The 18,299-nt window shown below is 61.1% G+C and carries 17 protein-coding genes; 15 read left to right on the forward strand and 2 right to left on the reverse strand.

Features of this window, described 5'->3' with window-relative positions; translation table 11 throughout:
* Nucleotides 1–15: 15 nt before the first annotated feature.
* From proB to TK06_RS25460, 3 genes are all read left to right on the forward strand, one after another.
* Complete coding sequence (gene proB, locus TK06_RS25450) at nucleotides 16–1,134, forward strand: glutamate 5-kinase (protein ID WP_063324300.1); 1,119 nt, start codon at nucleotides 16–18, stop codon at nucleotides 1,132–1,134.
* Between the two features lie 9 nt (nucleotides 1,135–1,143).
* Nucleotides 1,144–1,599 carry a CreA family protein gene (locus tag TK06_RS25455; RefSeq protein WP_003205733.1) on the forward strand — a complete coding sequence of 152 codons (456 nt, stop codon included), beginning with the start codon at nucleotides 1,144–1,146 and terminating at the stop codon, nucleotides 1,597–1,599.
* An 80-nt stretch (nucleotides 1,600–1,679) separates the two neighbouring features.
* Nucleotides 1,680–3,719: a toxin-antitoxin system YwqK family antitoxin gene (locus tag TK06_RS25460; RefSeq protein ID WP_063324301.1), complete on the forward strand. Its 2,040-nt coding sequence runs from the start codon at nucleotides 1,680–1,682 to the stop codon at nucleotides 3,717–3,719.
* Nucleotides 3,720–3,889: 170 nt separating this feature from the next.
* Here the strand turns inward: TK06_RS25460 and rpsT are convergent, their stop codons facing one another.
* A complete protein-coding gene (gene rpsT, locus TK06_RS25465) occupies nucleotides 3,890–4,168 on the reverse strand; it encodes a 30S ribosomal protein S20 (protein WP_003185593.1) in 279 nt (92 codons plus the stop codon).
* A 254-nt stretch (nucleotides 4,169–4,422) separates the two neighbouring features.
* On the opposite strand from rpsT, the gene murJ reads away from it, so the two are divergent.
* The 6 genes from murJ to ispH all read left to right on the forward strand — a co-directional run bounded on the left by murJ (nucleotide 4,423) and on the right by ispH (nucleotide 11,865).
* Nucleotides 4,423–5,961: a murein biosynthesis integral membrane protein MurJ gene (gene murJ / locus TK06_RS25470; RefSeq protein WP_063324302.1), complete on the forward strand. Its 1,539-nt coding sequence runs from the start codon at nucleotides 4,423–4,425 to the stop codon at nucleotides 5,959–5,961.
* Between the two features lie 129 nt (nucleotides 5,962–6,090).
* Nucleotides 6,091–7,029 (forward strand): bifunctional riboflavin kinase/FAD synthetase, encoded by a 939-nt coding sequence (ribF, locus tag TK06_RS25475; protein ID WP_063324303.1) that lies wholly within the window; start codon nucleotides 6,091–6,093, stop codon nucleotides 7,027–7,029.
* A gap of 13 nt (nucleotides 7,030–7,042) precedes the next feature.
* Nucleotides 7,043–9,874, forward strand: a complete 2,832-nt coding sequence (gene ileS, locus TK06_RS25480) for an isoleucine--tRNA ligase (protein WP_063324304.1) — start codon at nucleotides 7,043–7,045, stop codon at nucleotides 9,872–9,874.
* Nucleotides 9,867–10,379: a signal peptidase II gene (lspA, locus tag TK06_RS25485; protein WP_063324305.1), complete on the forward strand. Its 513-nt coding sequence runs from the start codon at nucleotides 9,867–9,869 to the stop codon at nucleotides 10,377–10,379. Before ileS ends, lspA begins: the two co-directional genes overlap by 8 nt.
* Nucleotides 10,372–10,809 carry an FKBP-type peptidyl-prolyl cis-trans isomerase gene (gene fkpB / locus TK06_RS25490; protein WP_063324306.1) on the forward strand — a complete coding sequence of 146 codons (438 nt, stop codon included), beginning with the start codon at nucleotides 10,372–10,374 and terminating at the stop codon, nucleotides 10,807–10,809. The genes lspA and fkpB overlap by 8 nt, the downstream gene beginning before the upstream one ends.
* A gap of 108 nt (nucleotides 10,810–10,917) precedes the next feature.
* Complete coding sequence (ispH, locus tag TK06_RS25495; RefSeq protein WP_063324307.1) at nucleotides 10,918–11,865, forward strand: 4-hydroxy-3-methylbut-2-enyl diphosphate reductase; 948 nt, start codon at nucleotides 10,918–10,920, stop codon at nucleotides 11,863–11,865.
* On the opposite strand, the gene TK06_RS25500 is transcribed toward ispH, so the two are convergent.
* Nucleotides 11,842–12,357 (reverse strand): GspH/FimT family pseudopilin, encoded by a 516-nt coding sequence (locus TK06_RS25500; RefSeq protein ID WP_063324308.1) that lies wholly within the window; start codon nucleotides 12,355–12,357, stop codon nucleotides 11,842–11,844. The genes ispH and TK06_RS25500 overlap by 24 nt on opposite strands.
* Before the next feature lie 260 nt (nucleotides 12,358–12,617).
* Here TK06_RS25500 and TK06_RS25505 point away from each other — a divergent pair, with 260 nt between their 5' ends.
* From TK06_RS25505 to TK06_RS25530, 6 genes are read left to right on the forward strand one after another with little or no spacing between them, the layout of a single operon-like run.
* Nucleotides 12,618–13,091 carry a GspH/FimT family pseudopilin gene (locus TK06_RS25505; protein WP_063324309.1) on the forward strand — a complete coding sequence of 158 codons (474 nt, stop codon included), beginning with the start codon at nucleotides 12,618–12,620 and terminating at the stop codon, nucleotides 13,089–13,091.
* The gene (gene pilV, locus TK06_RS25510; RefSeq protein ID WP_063324310.1) at nucleotides 13,088–13,549 is read left to right on the forward strand and encodes a type IV pilus modification protein PilV; all 462 of its coding nucleotides are present in this window, start codon (nucleotides 13,088–13,090) and stop codon (nucleotides 13,547–13,549) included. Before TK06_RS25505 ends, pilV begins: the two co-directional genes overlap by 4 nt.
* Nucleotides 13,546–14,262, forward strand: coding sequence for a PilW family protein (locus TK06_RS25515; RefSeq protein ID WP_063324311.1), 717 nt, complete (start codon nucleotides 13,546–13,548; stop codon nucleotides 14,260–14,262). Before pilV ends, TK06_RS25515 begins: the two co-directional genes overlap by 4 nt.
* 20 nt (nucleotides 14,263–14,282) lie before the next feature.
* The gene (locus tag TK06_RS25520; RefSeq protein ID WP_371856188.1) at nucleotides 14,283–14,753 is read left to right on the forward strand and encodes a pilus assembly PilX family protein; all 471 of its coding nucleotides are present in this window, start codon (nucleotides 14,283–14,285) and stop codon (nucleotides 14,751–14,753) included.
* Entirely contained in the window at nucleotides 14,740–17,838 is a 3,099-nt protein-coding gene (locus TK06_RS25525) for a pilus assembly protein (RefSeq protein ID WP_063324313.1), read from the forward strand. Before TK06_RS25520 ends, TK06_RS25525 begins: the two co-directional genes overlap by 14 nt.
* A gap of 11 nt (nucleotides 17,839–17,849) precedes the next feature.
* Entirely contained in the window at nucleotides 17,850–18,251 is a 402-nt protein-coding gene (locus tag TK06_RS25530) for a type IV pilin protein (protein ID WP_063324314.1), read from the forward strand.
* Nucleotides 18,252–18,299 lie beyond the last annotated feature (48 nt).

Below are 18,299 nucleotides of genomic sequence, written 5' to 3' on the forward strand. Positions count from 1 at the left end.
CAAAGGTTGAAGATGATGCGGAGCAAGGTGACGGGTGCGCAGCGCTGGGTCGTGAAGATCGGCAGCGCACTGCTGACGGCGGATGGCAAGGGCCTGGATCGCCAGGCAATGGCGGTGTGGGTCGAGCAGATGGTGGCCTTGCATGAGGCTGGCGTCGAGCTGGTATTGGTCTCTTCCGGGGCTGTAGCCGCCGGTATGAGCCGCCTGGGCTGGACGTCGCGACCCAGCGCGATGCATGAGCTGCAGGCTGCCGCCGCCATCGGCCAGATGGGCCTGGTGCAGGCTTGGGAATCAAGCTTCGCCGAGCACGGTCGCCATACGGCGCAGATCCTGCTGACCCACGATGACCTGTCCGACCGCAAGCGCTACCTCAATGCCCGCAGCACCTTGCGCGCGCTGGTGGAGCTGAAAGTCATCCCGGTGATCAACGAGAACGACACGGTGGTCACCGACGAGATCCGTTTCGGTGATAACGACACCCTGGCCGCGCTGGTGGCGAACCTGGTGGAGGCGGATCTGCTGGTGATCCTCACGGATCGCGACGGCATGTTCGATGCCGATCCGCGCAACAATCCCGACGCCAAGCTGATCTACGAAGCCCGTGCCGACGATCCGGCGCTGGACGCGGTGGCGGGTGGCACGGGTGGTGCGCTGGGTCGTGGTGGCATGCAGACCAAACTGCGCGCTGCGCGTCTGGCGGCGCGGTCCGGGGCTCACACCATCATCGTGGGTGGGCGCTTGGAGCGGGTGCTGGACCGCCTGAAGGCCGGCGAACGCATCGGCACCTTGCTCTCGCCGGAGCGTGGCATGTTGGCGGCGCGCAAGCAGTGGCTGGCTGGGCATCTGCAGACCCGTGGCACCTTGGTACTGGATGCTGGTGCGGTGGTGGCCCTGTCCCAAGGCAACAAAAGCCTGCTGCCGGTGGGCGTGAAGTTGGTACAAGGCAGTTTCCGTCGGGGCGAAATGGTCGTGTGCGTGGCCCCGGATGGTCGCGAGATCGCCCGTGGCCTGGCCAACTACAGCGCCCTGGAAGCACAGAAAATCATCGGTCAGTCGTCTGATGCGATTGTCGGTCTGTTGGGTTACATGGCGGAGCCCGAGTTGGTTCACCGTGACAACCTGATCCTCGTCTAAGGAAAAATCATGGGTTTGGCAAAAGGATTGATCGGCTTGCTGCTGGCTGTGCCGCTGCTGGCTTCGGCCGAAGAAATTGGCCAAGTGTCGACGGTGTTCAAGTTTGTCGGGCCGAACGATCGGATCGTGGTCGAGGCGTTCGACGATCCCAAGGTGGATGGCGTGACCTGTTACCTGTCGCGGGCCAAGACCGGCGGCGTGAAGGGTGGCCTGGGCCTGGCCGAGGATCGCGCCGAGGCGTCCATCGCCTGCCGCCAGGTCGGGCCTATCAGCTTCAAGGGTGAGCTCAAGGACGGCGAAGAGGTGTTCCGTGAGCGCACTTCGCTGGTGTTCAAGACCATGCAAGTGGTGCGATTCCTCGACAAGAAGCGCAATACGCTGGTGTACCTGGTCTACAGCGATCGCGTGATCGAGGGCAGCCCGCAGAACGCGGTGACGGCTATTCCGATCTTGCCTTGGCGTTAAGTCGCGAATGACGGGCGAGCCGATCGGCTCGCTTTTTTATCTACATGGATGTGTTGTGCTTTTGGCGCGAAGGGATTCGTATGCGTGCGTTTTTGCTGCTGTTTGTATTGGGTTGTTCGGTGTCCGTCGGGGCTTTGGCCGAGCCGTTTTATAGCGAAAAAAACCTGGCCCATCCGCTGATAAAAACTTCCCAGGAGAGTGGGGCGACGCTGGCATTTATCCGCGAAGCCGAGGGTGTCGTAGGCTATTCATGCCTGTGTGATTCGCCGGATGGCGTCCCGAAAGTGCTCGACAGGTATGGCGATGCGAGTGTCGAGTCGGTGTTCTACGCCAGTCTCGACAGTGATCTCCAGACGTTGGTCGTGCTGTCACGGGCAAAGGGGCGGTACGCTCTTCATGGTTATCGGTTCGTGCCGTCCACTGGCGGGTATCGCCGGCTCGAGACACTGCAGCCGGTATTGGATCGTATCGCCGCGGATCGCAAGGTCCTCACTGCTGCGCTGGTCCAGAAAGAGCTGGGCAAGTTGCCGCCCTACGATTACAGCGCCGTGTTGCCCAAGACCGGTATCGCCGAGTTCGACATGCTGGAGCCTGCGAGTGGCACGCTGGTGGGGTACTTCGGCGTCGACGGTGTCCCGGCGTCAGTGGGGCAACCGCCAGAGGACCCTCATCGCGACACCTACAAAAAGACTTTCCAGCAGCGCGAAGGACGCTGGCTCACGCTGACTTATGAGCGCGTGCCGCCTCGGGACGAGGATGTGGGCTCTGCCTATCGTGTCAGCAGGATGGCCTGGGAAACCGATCCAGCGGTGTACCAGGGCTCCGAGGATGGGGCCTGGGCAGTCTTGGGCAATGGGCGGCTCTGGGCGCTGGGTGCTTATGTCCAGGGCAAGAGATCGGGCAAGTGGGCGGAGTTCGACGAGTCGGGCTACGCGTCCACCGGTGCCTATGTGGATGGACTGCGCCAGGGGCCGTGGGTCGTCAGTGACGGGGGTGCGGTTTCCAAGGGCATGATCGTCGACGATTTCTATGAGGGGCGCTGGACGATCGAGGCGCGTGACGATGAGGAGCAGATGTCCGGCTTCGATACTTACAAACATGGTGATCTCGACGGGCCTTCCGAGCGCGTGCGTCATGGTGAGGTTGTCCAGCGCGGCGATTTCGTGGCGGGGCAGCAGCACGGAGATTGGATAATGCCCTGGGGTGAGGGGCGTTATGTGCAGGGCGTCCGGGAAGGTCGTTGGACCTTGAGAATGGACGGCGGTGGTGTCCAGGTTGTGGATTTTGTTGCTGACAAGAAGCACGGCGAATTGCGCGAAGTGGATGCCGCAGGTGTGTTGCGGCTCGTCGAGCATTACCGCGCGGGTGTCCTGGATGGATTGAGAGAAACCTACGCGGCCAATGGCAAGCTCACCTATTCGGCCAGCTATGCCAACGGCCAGATCGAGGGGCGGGCGCTGACCTACACCGATGACGGTGCCGTGCTGCTTTCGGATATCTCGTGGCGCCATGGTTCGCGAGAGGGCGCCTTGCGTCTCTATCACCCCAATGGTCAGCCCGATACGGTGGCAACGTACGAGGGGGATGAGCCCATTGGTAACGTGCAGTCATTTGATGCGACTGGGGTGTTGATAGCGGACAGGAACTATTGTCACGTGCCTGATGGGAAATACACCCGTATCAGGCTTTGCGGCAAGCAGCGCGGGGCTTTCAACAACGGGCATTTCGACTCGGAGAGTGATTACCTGTTCGGTAATGAGCAAAGTGCCCGCCACACCCGGGAGGGGCGCAAGGTCCGGGAGGTGCTGCTGGGGCCTGATGATCGCGTGACTCACAACGAGTACTACCCCGATGGCCAGTTGAAGTACTCTGAAGCCAAGCAGGGCTTTCGCCTGATAACGGTCGAGGGGCGCGAATACAAGGACTACTCGTACGCCAGGCGCGAAGGTGAGACGGTCTACTACTACTACCCGACGGGTGTGGTTGAGCGCCGCATGAGCTTCAAGGATGACAAGATAGTGGGTTGTTACACTGGATACGACGAGGCGGGTGTGCAGAATTTCCCGCCGCCGGGAGGCTGTCCTCCGCCGAAGCCGGTGGTTTTCAATTTTGGGGAATAATGTGGGGGCGAGCCTGCTCGCGATGACGTCGACATAGTCGGCATCTCCATCATCTGGCCCGCCGCCATCGCGAGCAAGCTCGCTCCCACAGGGTTTAGTGGTCTGGTTGGGGGCAAATCGCAGGCAATAAAAAACCGACCCTGAGGTCGGTTTTTTAACGAGCGTGTCGCTTAGGCAGCAGCGGCAACGTTCAGGGCCTTTACGTGGCCATTCAAACGGCTCTTATGGCGAGCAGCCTTGTTCTTGTGGATGATGCCTTTATCGGCCATGCGGTCGATAACTGGCACAGCCAGAACGTAAGCAGCTTGAGCTTTTTCAGCGTCTTTTGCGTCGATGGCCTTGACTACGTTCTTGATGTAGGTACGGACCATGGAACGCAGGCTGGCGTTGTGGCTGCGACGCTTCTCAGCCTGTTTTGCACGTTTTTTGGCGGAAGGTGTGTTGGCCACCGTCGAGCTCCTCGAAAGACTTTTTGGGAAATAGCAAACAAAATAGGCCGCGAATCATGCCGATGAGTTGAAGTCTTGTCAAGGGCGGGTGACGCGTTCCGCTGAATGGCAGGTACCGCGCACCGAAGGATTTCTTTCCGGCGTGCGACCTGTAAACTCGCGGGCTTTGGCTCTGCACTGTTTAGCGGCGCGGAGTATCGCACAAGTGGGCGCGTTGTTCGCCTGCTGTTTATCGACAGGCAAATACTCTTTTCATGAATCTGCTCAAATCGTTGGCTGCCGTCAGCTCTATCACGATGCTTTCCCGTGTCCTGGGGTTCGTTCGCGACACACTGATCGCACGGATATTCGGTGCCGGAATGGCCACCGACGCCTTCTTCATCGCCTTCAAGTTGCCCAACCTGCTGCGGCGGATCTTCGCCGAAGGGGCGTTCTCCCAGGCCTTCGTGCCGATCCTGGCGGAATATAAAAGCCAGAAGGGCGACGAAGCGACCCGCACATTCATTGCCTACGTCACCGGCCTGCTGACGTTGGTGCTGGCGCTGGTCACGGCGGCCGGCATGCTCGCCGCGCCATGGGTAATCTGGGCCACGGCCCCGGGCTTCACTGATACGCCAGAAAAATTCCAGCTCACCTCCGACCTGCTGCGGGTAACCTTTCCTTATATATTGCTGATTTCCCTGTCGTCCCTGGCCGGGGCGATCCTCAATACCTGGAACCGCTTTTCCGTACCGGCCTTTGTGCCGACCCTGCTCAACGTCAGCATGATCGTGTTCGCAGTATTCCTGACGCCGTATTTCGATCCACCGGTGATGGCCCTCGGCTGGGCAGTGCTGGTGGGTGGCCTGGCGCAATTGCTCTATCAACTGCCGCACCTGAAAAAGATCGGCATGTTGGTCCTGCCACGGCTGAACCTGCGCGACAGCGGCGTGTGGCGGGTGATGAAGCAGATGTTGCCGGCGATCCTCGGGGTGTCGGTGAGCCAGATTTCCCTGATCATCAACACCATCTTCGCCTCGTTCCTGGTGGCCGGCTCGGTGTCGTGGATGTATTACGCCGACCGCTTGATGGAACTGCCGTCCGGCGTGCTGGGTGTGGCCCTGGGGACGATCCTGCTGCCAACCTTGGCCAAGACCTACGCCAGTCAGGACCGTCAGGAATACTCGCGCATCCTCGACTGGGGCCTGCGCCTGTGTTTCGTGCTGGTCCTGCCTTGTTCCCTGGCCCTGGGGATCCTGGCCGAGCCGCTGACCGTTTCGCTGTTTCAGTACGGTCAATTCAATGCCTTCGACGCCCTGATGACCCAGCGTGCGCTGATTGCTTACTCAGTGGGCCTGCTCGGGATCATCGTGATCAAGGTGCTGGCGCCGGGGTTCTATGCCCAGCAGAACATTAGCACGCCAGTGAAAATCGCCATTTTCACCCTGGTGATGACCCAATTGTTCAACCTGTTGCTCATCGGCCCGTTGGCTCACGCCGGCCTGGCCCTGGCGATCAGCGCTGGCGCGTGCCTCAACGCCGGGTTGCTGTTTTATCAACTGCGCAAGCAAAAGATGTATCAGCCGCAGCCGGGCTGGGGCAAGTTCGGCCTCAAGCTGCTGGTGGCCGTGGCGGTGATGTCGGCGGTTTTGCTGGGGGCGATGCATTTCATGCCGGCGTGGGGCGAAGGGCAGATGCTCGCGCGTTTCCTGCGCCTGGGAGCGCTGGTGGTTGCCGGCGTGGTGGCGTATTTCGGCATGTTGCTGCTGATGGGGTTCCGTCTGCGTGACTTCAACCGCAAGGCCTTGAGCTGAGGGCAAGCTCTCGATAATCCCGGGGCGGGCAGTGGTTTTGTCGGTTCGATCACTTTGGGGTGCGGTGTTGCCTGTCGTCGGCCGCCGGGTGTGGTTATAATCGGCCACTTTATGAGCAAGAAGCGCGTTATGCAGCTGGTTCGAGGCCTCCACAACCTGCGCCCCCAACATCGGGGCTGTGTCGCCACTATTGGCAACTTTGACGGTGTTCACCGTGGCCACCAGGCTATCCTGGCGCGGCTGCGCGAGCGTGCGCTGGAATTGGGTATGCCGAGCTGCGTGGTGATCTTCGAGCCGCAGCCCAGGGAGTTTTTCGCCCCGGACACCGCCCCGGCCCGTCTGGCCCGGTTGCGGGATAAACTGCAATTGCTGGCCGCCGAAGGCGTCGACCGGGTCCTGTGCCTGGCCTTCAACCAGCGCCTGAGCAAGCTCAGCGCCGCCGAGTTCGTCGACACGATCCTGGTGGACGGTCTGGGCGTAAAGCATCTGGAAGTCGGCGATGATTTCCGGTTCGGCTGTGACCGCTCGGGGGATTTCGACTACCTGCAACAGGCCGGTATCGTCCAAGGCTTCACCGTCGAAGCGGCGCAGACGGTCGAGATCGATGGCCTGCGCGTCAGCAGCACCCAGGTTCGCAATGCCCTGGCGGCTGCCGACTTCGAATTGGCCGAGCGCTTGCTCGGACGGCCGTACCGGATTGCCGGACGGATCCTGCACGGGCAGAAGCTGGCGCGCCAATTGGGCACGCCGACGGCCAACGTGCAACTCAAGCGTCGTCGTGTGCCGCTGACCGGGGTGTTCCTGGTGAGCGTCCAGATCGACGGCAAGACCTGGCCCGGTGTCGCCAATATCGGCGTACGGCCCACGGTCCAAGGGGATGGCAAGGCCCACCTCGAAGTACATGTTCTGGATTTTGCCGGCGATCTGTATGACCGGCGTTTGACGGTGGTTTTCCACCAAAAGCTGCGTGAAGAGCAGCGTTTTGCCTCTCTGGAGGCGCTCAAGACGGCGATCCATGCAGATATCGCCGCCGCCCGTGCCCTTGTCGCAACCAGCGCCAATCGCTAATGAAGAGCCTTAAATGACCGACTATAAAGCCACGCTAAACCTTCCGGACACCGCCTTCCCAATGAAGGCCGGCCTGCCTCAGCGCGAACCACAGATTCTGCAGCGTTGGGACAGCATTGGCCTGTACGGAAAGTTGCGCGAAATTGGCAAGGATCGTCCGAAGTTCGTCCTGCACGACGGTCCTCCGTACGCCAACGGCACCATTCACATCGGTCACGCGCTGAACAAGATTCTCAAGGACATGATCATCCGCTCCAAGACCCTGTCGGGTTTTGATGCGCCTTATGTCCCGGGCTGGGATTGCCACGGCCTGCCGATCGAGCACAAGGTGGAAGTGACCCACGGCAAGAACCTGGGCGCGGACAAGACCCGCGAGCTGTGCCGTGCCTACGCCACCGAGCAGATCGAAGGGCAGAAGTCCGAATTCATCCGCCTCGGCGTGCTGGGCGACTTCGCCAACCCGTACAAGACCATGGATTTCAAGAACGAAGCCGGCGAAATCCGTGCCCTGGCGAAAATCGTCGAGGGCGGCTTCGTGTTCAAGGGCCTCAAGCCAGTGAACTGGTGCTTCGATTGCGGTTCGGCCCTGGCCGAGGCGGAAGTCGAGTACGAGAACAAGAAGTCCTCGACCATCGACGTCGCGTTCCCGATCGCCGATGAAGACAAGCTCGCCGCCGCCTTCGGCCTGGGCAAGCTGGCCAAGCCGGCGTCGATCGTGATCTGGACCACCACCCCGTGGACCATCCCGGCCAACCAGGCGCTGAACGTCCACCCGGAATTCAACTACGCCCTGGTCGACGTCGGCGACAAGCTGCTGGTGCTGGCCGAAGAACTGGTCGAATCCTGCCTGGCGCGCTACAACCTCGAAGGCTCGGTGCTGGCCACCGCACCGGGTTCGGCACTGGAACTGATCAATTTCCGTCACCCGTTCTATGACCGCCTGTCGCCGGTGTACCTGGCCGACTACGTGGAACTGGGCGCTGGCACTGGCGTGGTTCACTCCGCACCGGCCTATGGCGTCGACGACTTCGTGACCTGCAAGAAATACGGCATGGTCAACGACGACATCCTCAACCCAGTGCAGAGCAATGGCGTGTACGTGCCGTCGCTGGAGTTCTTCGGCGGCCAGTTCATCTGGAAAGCCAACCCAGCCATCGTCGACAAACTGACCGACGTCGGCGCGCTGCTGCACACCACCGTCATCGAACACAGCTACATGCATTGCTGGCGCCACAAGACCCCGCTGATCTACCGCGCCACCGCGCAGTGGTTCATCGGCATGGACAAGCAGCCCACCACTGGCGACACCCTGCGCCAGCGTTCGCTCAAGGCCATCGAAGAGACCCAGTTCGTGCCCGCCTGGGGCCAGGCGCGCCTGCACTCGATGATCGCCAACCGTCCAGACTGGTGCATCTCCCGCCAGCGCAACTGGGGCGTGCCGATCCCGTTCTTCCTGAACAAGGAAAGCGGTGAGCTGCACCCGCGCACCGTCGAGCTGATGGAAGCCGTGGCCAAGCGCGTCGAAGTCGAAGGCATCGAAGCCTGGTTCAAGATGGACGCCGCCGAGCTGCTGGGCGACGAAGCGCCGCTGTACGACAAGATCAGCGACACCCTGGACGTCTGGTTCGACTCCGGCACCACCCATTGGCACGTGCTGCGCGGTTCGCACCCGATGGGCCACGAGATCGGCCCGCGTGCCGACCTGTACCTGGAAGGTTCGGACCAACACCGTGGCTGGTTCCACTCGTCGTTGCTGACCGGTTGCGCCATCGACAACCACGCGCCGTACCGCGAGCTGCTGACCCACGGTTTCACGGTCGACGAGTCTGGCCGCAAGATGTCCAAGTCCCTGGGCAACGTGATCGCGCCGCAGAAGGTCAACGACACCTTGGGCGCCGACATCATGCGCCTGTGGGTGGCGTCCACCGACTATTCCGGCGAGATGGCCGTTTCCGAGCAGATCCTGCAGCGCAGCGCGGACGCCTACCGGCGGATCCGTAACACCGCGCGCTTCCTGCTTTCCAACCTGACCGGTTTCAACCCGGCCACCGACCTGCTGCCGGCCGAAGAAATGCTCGCGCTGGACCGTTGGGCCGTGGACCGTACCCTGTTGCTGCAACGCGAATTGCAGGAGCACTACGGCGAATACCGCTTCTGGAACGTCTACTCCAAGATCCACAACTTCTGCGTGCAGGAACTCGGTGGTTTCTACCTCGACATCATCAAGGACCGCCAGTACACCACCGGCGCCAACAGCAAGGCCCGTCGTTCGTGCCAGACCGCGCTGTTCCACATCAGCGAGGCGCTGGTGCGCTGGATCGCACCGATCCTGGCATTCACCGCCGACGAGCTGTGGCAATACCTGCCGGGCGAGCGTAACGAATCGGTGATGCTCAACACCTGGTATGAAGGCCTCACCGAGTTGCCCCAGGGCTTCGAGCTGGACCGCGCCTACTGGGACCGGATCATGGCGGTCAAGGCAGCGGTCAACAAGGAAATGGAGATCCAGCGCGCGGCCAAGGCCGTCGGTGGCAACCTGCAAGCCGAGGTGACCCTCTACGCCGAAGAAGCCCTGGACGTCGACCTGGCCAAACTGGGCAACGAACTGCGCTTCGTGCTGATCACCTCTACCGCTAGCGTCGCGCCTTTCGTGCAGGCGCCGGCCGATGCGGTGACCACTGAGGTCAGCGGTTTGAAGCTCAAGATCGTCAAGTCGAACCACACCAAGTGCGCCCGTTGCTGGCACTGCCGCGAAGACGTCGGCGTGAACCCGGAGCATCCGGAAATCTGCGGGCGTTGCGTCGACAACATCAGCGGCACCGGTGAGGTTCGTCATTATGCCTAACACGGCGGGCCGTTTCGGACGGCTGGGCTGGCTGTGGTTGAGCGTGCTGGTACTGGTCATCGACCAGGCCAGCAAGTTCTACTTCGAAAGCTCGTTGACCCTGTACCAGCAGATCGTGGTCATCCCTGACTACTTCAGCTGGACCCTGGCCTACAACACTGGCGCGGCGTTCAGCTTCCTGGCCGACAGCTCGGGCTGGCAGCGCTGGCTGTTCGCCCTGATCGCTGTCGTGGTCAGCGCTGTGCTCGTGGTCTGGCTCAAACGCCTGGGCCGCGACGAGACCTGGCTGGCCGTGGCACTGGCGTTGGTGCTCGGTGGCGCACTGGGCAATCTTTACGACCGGATTGCTCTGGGCCATGTGATCGATTTCATCCTGGTGCATTGGCAGAACCGCTGGTATTTCCCGGCGTTCAACTTTGCCGACAGTGCCATCAGCGTGGGCGCGGTGATGCTCGCCCTGGACATGTTCAAGAGCAAGAAAACCGGAGAAGCCGTCCATGACTGAGCAGCGTATCGCTCAAAACACTGAAGTGAAGCTTCACTTCGCCCTGTACCTGGAAAACGGTGACACCGTCGACAGCACCTTCGACAAGGCGCCGGCAGTGTTCAAGGTCGGTGATGGCAACCTGCTGCCAGGCTTCGAAGCAGCGATCTTCGGCTTCAAGGCCGGCGACAAGCGCACCGTGGTCGTACCGCCAGAAAACGCCTTTGGTCAGCCCAACCCGCAAAACGTGCAGACCATGCCACGCTCCCAGTTCCAGGACATGGAACTGTCCCAGGGCTTGCTGGTGATCTTCAACGACGCGGCCAATACCGAGCTGCCAGGTGTGGTGAAGGCGTTCGATGACGCCCAGGTGACCGTGGATTTCAACCATCCATTGGCCGGCAAGACCTTGAACTTCGAAGTGGAAATCCTTGAGGTCAAGGCGGTTTAACATTTGACGGGCGGCTTCTGCTGCCACCCGATCCAGTGTGGGAGCGAGCTCGTTCCCACAATGGATTGCACTGATTCAATTTCTTGCGCGCAAGACACGAGGCACAGCATGCAAATCAAACTCGCCAACCCCCGTGGCTTCTGCGCCGGTGTGGACCGGGCGATCGAAATCGTCAATCGCGCCCTGGAAGTCTTCGGACCGCCGATCTACGTGCGCCACGAAGTGGTCCACAATAAATTCGTCGTCGAAGACCTGCGCAGCCGTGGGGCGATTTTCGTCGAGGAACTGGACCAGGTGCCCGACGACGTCATCGTGATCTTCAGCGCCCACGGGGTTTCCCAAGCAGTACGCACCGAAGCCGCCGGCCGTGGCCTGAAGGTCTTCGACGCGACGTGCCCATTGGTGACCAAGGTGCACATCGAAGTGGCGCGCTACAGCCGTGATGGTCGTGAATGCATCCTGATCGGTCATGAAGGCCATCCGGAAGTCGAAGGCACCATGGGCCAATACGATGCCAGCAACGGCGGTGCGATCTACCTGGTCGAAGACGAGGAGGACGTTGCGGCCTTGCAGGTTCGCAACCCTGAGAGCCTGGCTTTTGTCACCCAGACCACTTTGTCCATGGACGATACCAGCCGTGTGATCGATGCCCTGCGCTCGCGCTTTCCGGCCATTGGTGGTCCGCGCAAGGACGACATCTGCTATGCCACTCAGAACCGTCAGGATGCCGTCAAGCAACTGGCGAATGAGTGCGACGTGGTGCTGGTGGTCGGCAGCCCGAACAGCTCCAACTCCAACCGCTTGCGTGAACTGGCCGAACGCATGAACACCCCGGCCTACCTGATCGACGGTGCCGAGGACATGCAGCGCAGTTGGTTCGATGGGGTCGAGCGCATCGGCATCACCGCTGGCGCTTCCGCGCCGGAAGTATTGGTGCGCGGTGTGATCCAGCAATTGCAGGCCTGGGGTGCTACCGGGGCCGATGAGTTGGCCGGTCGCGAGGAGAACATCACTTTCTCCATGCCCAAGGAACTACGCGTTCGCTCCCTGCTTTAAGCCTTTTCCGCACAATGCCTGCTCGGCTTTCTCGCTGCGCAGGCTGATGCGTCCGCTACGCGCCAGCACCACCTGATGGTGACTGACCGGCTCGCGTTTGGCGCAGACATGCAGTGTGCCGGCCTGGAATGCGTCGCTGGGCAGTAACGCTTGCCCTTGGCTGCCGAACCTCACCGAACGCTTCACCGGCCGGTTGCCTATCACTCGCGCGCGACCGCTGCGCTCCATCAGCAAGGTCTTCTCCTTATCGTCCAGGGTGATGCGCCAACCTCGGCCCCAATCGTTGTCTATCCCTCTGATCACGACGGTCCGGCTGCGCGTGATGGCTTCGCTGCGGGCAATGCGCAAACCACTGGCCAGCAACTGCGCGGCGTCTTTGCGCTCGGTGGCTTCGACCAGCGCTGTATAGCTTGCGCTGGCCCACGGCAGAACAATTGCCGCAATCGCCAGTCCCATGAGCAGTTCGATGAGGCTGAAGCCCTGTTGGTGCATGGCATCTCCTCCCTGGAGAATATGAAGCGGATTCAGGTTTTATAGCCCATTGTGGCGAGGGGATTTATCCCCGTTGGGCTGCGCAGCGGCCCCAGACCAGCCTCCGCAGGGTGTCAGGTTGGATCGTAATCAGCTTCATTGGGGCTGCTGCGCAGCCCAGCGGGGATAAATCCCCTCACCACAGGGCAGTATTGGGCACACGGCAGTGGTTTGTTCTAGCGTGTAGAGGCAGGTATAGCCGACGGCAACGGAGGGCACCGATGGATCTTCGTACAAAAGGTTTCACGCTGATCGAGGTGCTGGTGGCCCTTGGCGTGCTTCTGATCCTGATTACCATGGCGGTGCCGTCATTCACCGGCTCGCTGCAGAGCACCAAGGCCGACACTGAGGTTGATGACTTGCGTCGGGCGCTGAACTTTGCCCGGATGGAGGCGATCGATCGGGGTACCACCACTCGAATTCGCCCCACGGTCGACGGCGCGGCCTGGAGCAGCGAACTCACGGTGTACGACAGTACTGGCTCGTCGCCCAGTGTATTGCGGGTTGTTCCAGCGATGAGCAGCGGCGCGACTCTGACGCTAACCTCAGAGGTGAGCAATATTGATTTCAACAACCTCGGTGGGTTGTCGGCCCCGGCCACGCCGGTGAGTTTCAATTATGTAAGGGGGGCGCAGAGCCGGACGCTGAATGTTTGCCTCAATGGACGAATCGTATTGGGTGGAAGTTGCGGATGAAGGGTTGCAGTAACAGCGCGCAGGCAGGCATGACGCTGATCGAAGTGCTGGTGGCGGTGCTGATCCTCGGTGTTGGTTTGCTGGGGGCGGCGATGATCCAGCTCAATGCGCTCAAGTACACCGACAGTTCGCGCATGACCAGCCAGGCCAGTTTCATTGCCTACGACCTGCTGGACCGCATTCGCGCCAACTCCGGCGCCGACTACACCATCACACCGCCCAGCTCGCCGAACCTCAACGTGGCCCGGGACCAGGACCTCTACGATTTCAAGACCAACATCGTTGCCTTCGGCGGCGCCACAGCCACGGGCACCATTGCGCTGAACCAGCGGGTCTACACCATCACCATTTCCTGGGACGACGCCCGGGCCGCCAACACCACCGACGCGACCGAGGCGCGACGCAGCTTTGTGCTGACCAGCCGCGTCGCCGTCGATCCGGTGGGGACGCCGCCATGAACCGGCATTGCCGGGGATTCGGCCTGATTGAGTTGATGATCGCGCTGGTGCTCAGCCTGATCGTCGTGCTGGGTGTCGTGCAGATTTTCATTGCCGCCAAAAATACCTACGTCAGCCAGAATGCCGCCGCGGTGATTCAGGAGGATGCGCGGTTTGCCTTGAGCAAAATGGTCCAGGAAATTCGCATGGTGGGCATGTTCGGTTGTGTGGGGACCATCATCGATGCCTCAACGGATAACAGTTTCGCTGCCAGCCAGACCACTCCAATCCGCTGGGATAACGCCAACCGGAGGTTGACCCTGGTCACCGCGGACATTGGGAATGGCGGTAGCGCGCCGACCTGGACCGTCGTCTCCGATTGCCGTACCTCGGCGACGGCCTACTCGAACGCGCGGGTGCCGGCGACGGGGCAGTTGGCCTTCCCGATCCGTCGGCTGGTCTACAGCTTCAACAACAACCAATTGCTGTTGGGCAGCGGCACCGCCAATCCGCCGACCCTGTCGGTGCTGGTAGACAACGTTCGGGCATTCGACGTGACGTTTGGCGTGGCTGCCAGCGCCACGGACATCGCAGCGTCAAGCTACACCGGCAACCCGGCAGACCCGGCACTGATCCGCAGCGTGCGCCTGAGCCTGACGCTCTTTGATCCAAGGAACACGGTACGCGAGCAGACCTTCAATGTAGTTGCCGCCTTGCGCAACCGGCTTCTATGAGGGGGCGATCGATGAGTTCGATGGATCTCAAGCATCGCCAGCATGGCATGGCACTGCTGGTCAGCCTGGTGTTCCTGTTGCTGCTGACGCTGATCGGCCTGTCGTCGATGCAGAGCGCCACGCTCCAGGAAAAGATGACCAGCAGCGTCATGCAACGCAACCAGTCCTTCCAGATCGCCGAGGCTGCGTTGAGGATGGGTGAGAGTGCGGTGCAGGTCGAGACCTATTCACTGGCGGTCTGTACCACCGCGACTCAATGCGCGCCGCCGGCCGAGTCGGCGACCATCACGGCGGCGGGGCGCAATTCGTCGTCGGGAGTGCTCTGGGTTGCCGCTGCCGGTGGGTTTTATGGCGTGCAGAACATCGGTACTACGCTTGCTGCGGTCAACGTGCCGGTCAATACCTCGGCGACGTTGTACCGGATCACGGCGGTGGCGGTGGTGGGCAATAACCAGCGCAGCGTGGTGGAGAGCATTTATGCGAAGTACTAAGGTGCGCCGCAATTGGAGGCAGGCGCTGTGGGGCGCGTTGCTCAGCCTTTACCTGGCGGCCCCGGCCTATGCGTTCACGCCCTCGGATTCGCCGCTGTTGAGTGCGGCTGCGGTTACGCCGAACGTGATGCTGCTGATCGATGATTCGGGGAGCATGAACAACATTATCTGGGCGGCGGGGTTTGATCCGGCGGCGACGCAGACGCGCACTTATGCCTGCAGCGCCAGTAACAACTGTAACGACAGGTATGAGCTGGACCTGGAAGATTCGAACATCCTGTTGGTAGGTCTGTTGCGTGGCGGCTGCTCGTCTGGCTGGTACGGTTTCTATCGACCCAGCATTGGGCGGGTGTGCCTTCGGTTGCCAGACCCTGTGGGAGGCGGCAATACCCGTTATACCGGTAAGTACCTGGCGTATCTGGTAACCCTGGCCAACGGATCGAGCCGGGATTTCACCACCGGCACGATTCCCAACGATTATCGAATCAACGTGGCACGGGATGTCTCCAACGACCTGGTCGCCAGCAACCGCGCCTTGCGCATTGGCCTCGCCACGTTCAACCCGCCCAACAGCAGTAACTCTGGCCCGGGTGGCTACATCGCCCGCGCCATCAGCGACCTGTCACCGGTTAGTGGCAGCGTGACCCAGACCCAGGCCAACACCAACTACAGCGCCCTGATCAATGCCATCAACGCCCTGGGCGCCGTCGCGAATACGCCGTTGGCCGAAAGCTATTACGAAGTCATCCGTTACTTCAGGGGCATGGCACCGTACTACAACAGCACACCGACCACCTACACCAGCCCGATCCAGTACCGTTGCCAGAAAAATTTCGGCGTGGTGATCACCGACGGGTTGCCCACCTATGACCGGACGTTCCCCACCAACGACCCGCAGGGCTTGGCCCGGCTACCGAACTGGGATGGTATCAACAACGATGGCGCCGATCTCAGTGGTAACGGCGAGGGCGACACGCTTTACCTGGACGACATCGCCAAGTTCGCCTTCGACATCGACATGCGCTCCACTGGCACCGACGCCACCGGCCAGAGCTGGAACGCCACGGATTTTCCCCGGCAGTACCTCAATACCTACACCGTGGGTTTTGCCGTCACCAATCCGATGCTGTCCGACGCCGCCCGTTACGGCGCGGGTAAGTATTATCCGGCGACCGACAGCGAAGGCCTCAACTCAGCGTTGGCCTCCGCCCTGAGCGACATTACCTCCAAGGCTGGATCCGGGGGCGCCGGCACGACCAATGCCGCCACGTTGTCCAGCACCTCCAGTTACTACCAGACCACGTATGACCCCAAGGATTGGCGCGGCACCATCCGCGCGTTCGGCTTCACCTCGGCAGGCACGGTCAACAGGGCCGCGGTGCAATGGACCACCGACACGGCCATCGTGCCCGGCGCCACGGCGCCGATTTATCAGTCGTGGAATACCGCGACCAATGCGCCTGTGACCCTGGCTTACGCTAACCTTTCACCTGCCCAGCAAAGCAGCCTCAGCCAGAACCTGCCTACGGGAATCACCGGCAACGATCTGGTGGAGTGGAGCAAGGGCGTCAATAAAACCGGCTTGAAGGTGCGCAATGTGTTGCTGGGGGACATCATCAACTCGCCGTTGGTGCTGGCCTCACCCAATGAACAGACCGCCGCGGATTTGCTCAACGACACCAGCTACAGCACGTATCTGACGACCAAGGCGGCGAACATGAATACCAGCCTGGTGGTGAACGCCAACGACGGTTTTTTCAGCGTCATCAACAGTGCGAACGGTACGCGGCGATATGCCTATATGCCGTCGAGCGTGCTGCCATCGCTGCAGAACATTGCCGACACCAACTACGTCAATGGCGTGAGCCACAAGTTTTTGGTGGATGGGCAGGTCGGCGTATTCGATACGCAATCGGGGAGTGTCTGGAAGACGGTGGCCCTGGGCGGCACTGGTGCTGGGGGCAAGACGTTCTATGCGGTTCAGCTGTTCGATGCGACGGCGGGCAATGTGTTGCGGGCATTGTGGGAAATCAGTGCGCCAACCGTTGCCAACACCACCAACGCTTTCAATGACCTGGGCTACGCCTACGCCCGCCCCGAAGTCGCCCGCCTGGCGGATGGGCGCTGGGCGGCGTTCATCTCCAACGGCTACGGCAGCAATAGCGGTGTCGCGGCGCTGTACGTGGTGGATATCCGCGACGGCTCGTTGATCAGGAAAGTCGTCATCAACAGCAGCGAGACCGGTAATGGCTTGTCGTCGGTCAAGCTGCGGGTCAACTCCCAGAACGTGGTGCAGGCCGCGTACGGGGGCGACTTGAGAGGGCGGCTGTGGAAGTTCGACCTCAGCGGCACTTCCCCGACTGCTTGGGGTGTGGCGTTTGCCGGCCAGCCATTGTTCACCACCTCCGGTGGCGCGACTCAGCCGATCACCGTTCAACCGCTGCTGGCGGACAACCCGCAGGGCGGTACCCAGGTGTTTTTCGGCACCGGCAAGTTCAACGAAACGGCGGATAAACTCAACAAGGACCTGCAAGGGTTCTACTCGATATGGGACGCCACCGGCGGTGCCGGGCAAATCACCGTGTCGAACCTGCAAGCCCAGTCGATCACGGGGGTGTTCTCGGGCAGCACGGGGCAGTTCGTGACGACCAGCCAGACCGACGTGGCTTATCCGACGAAAAAGGGTTGGTACCTGCCGTTGGTGTACAACAATGCGCTGACCGGGGAGCGGGTGATCAACCCTGCAAATCTGGTGAGCGGGCGCGTGGTCTTTACCACGGCCGCCGTGGACACCACCGACCCTTGTGCCAGCTTCGGTACCGGCAAACTGATCGAATTGGATGCGTTCAACGGTAAGATGCTCAACTATGCGGTGCTCGATACCAACGGCGATGGCACGATCAACAGCTCCGACACGATTTCCAGCGGGGTGGTCTTCACGGGGGGAATCCCGACCTTGAGCGCCGTCGTCAGCGCCAGCGGGGCCACCAACATGATCGTCAACGACTCCAGCGGCAACATCACCGAACTGCTGGAAAAATCCGTGGGCGGCAGCCGCCGCATCATGTGGCGACAAATACAATGAAGAGGCAAGGCATGCGCAGATCCAACCGAGGTTTCACCTTGATCGAAATCATGATCGTGATTGCGATCATCGGTATCGTGATCACCGTCGGCTATCCGAGCCTGACCGAATACATGAAGAAGGGCCGACGGGCTGAAATTGCCGGGCTGTTATCGGAGCAGGCGCAAATTCTCGAGCGCTACTACTCGAAGAACAACCGCTACACCGATGCGACTGGCCTGAGCAGCGGCAACGATTTCTATACCATTACCCAGACTTTGACGGATCAGAGCTTCATCCTGACGGCTGTGCGCAAGAGCGGCTCGTCCATGGCCACGGATAAATGCGGTGACTTCAGAATCACCAATACCGGCGCACGAACTGTGGAAAACACCGCCGCCGGGATGACCGCCAAGGATTGCTGGGGCCGCTGAGTTTCTTTTTTCGGGTGCAGCCTTGCGCCCTCTGTCTTATGAGTCGAA

This window comes from Pseudomonas fluorescens (genome assembly GCF_001623525.1).
GTDB classification, from domain to species: Bacteria; Pseudomonadota; Gammaproteobacteria; order Pseudomonadales; family Pseudomonadaceae; genus Aquipseudomonas; species Aquipseudomonas fluorescens_Q.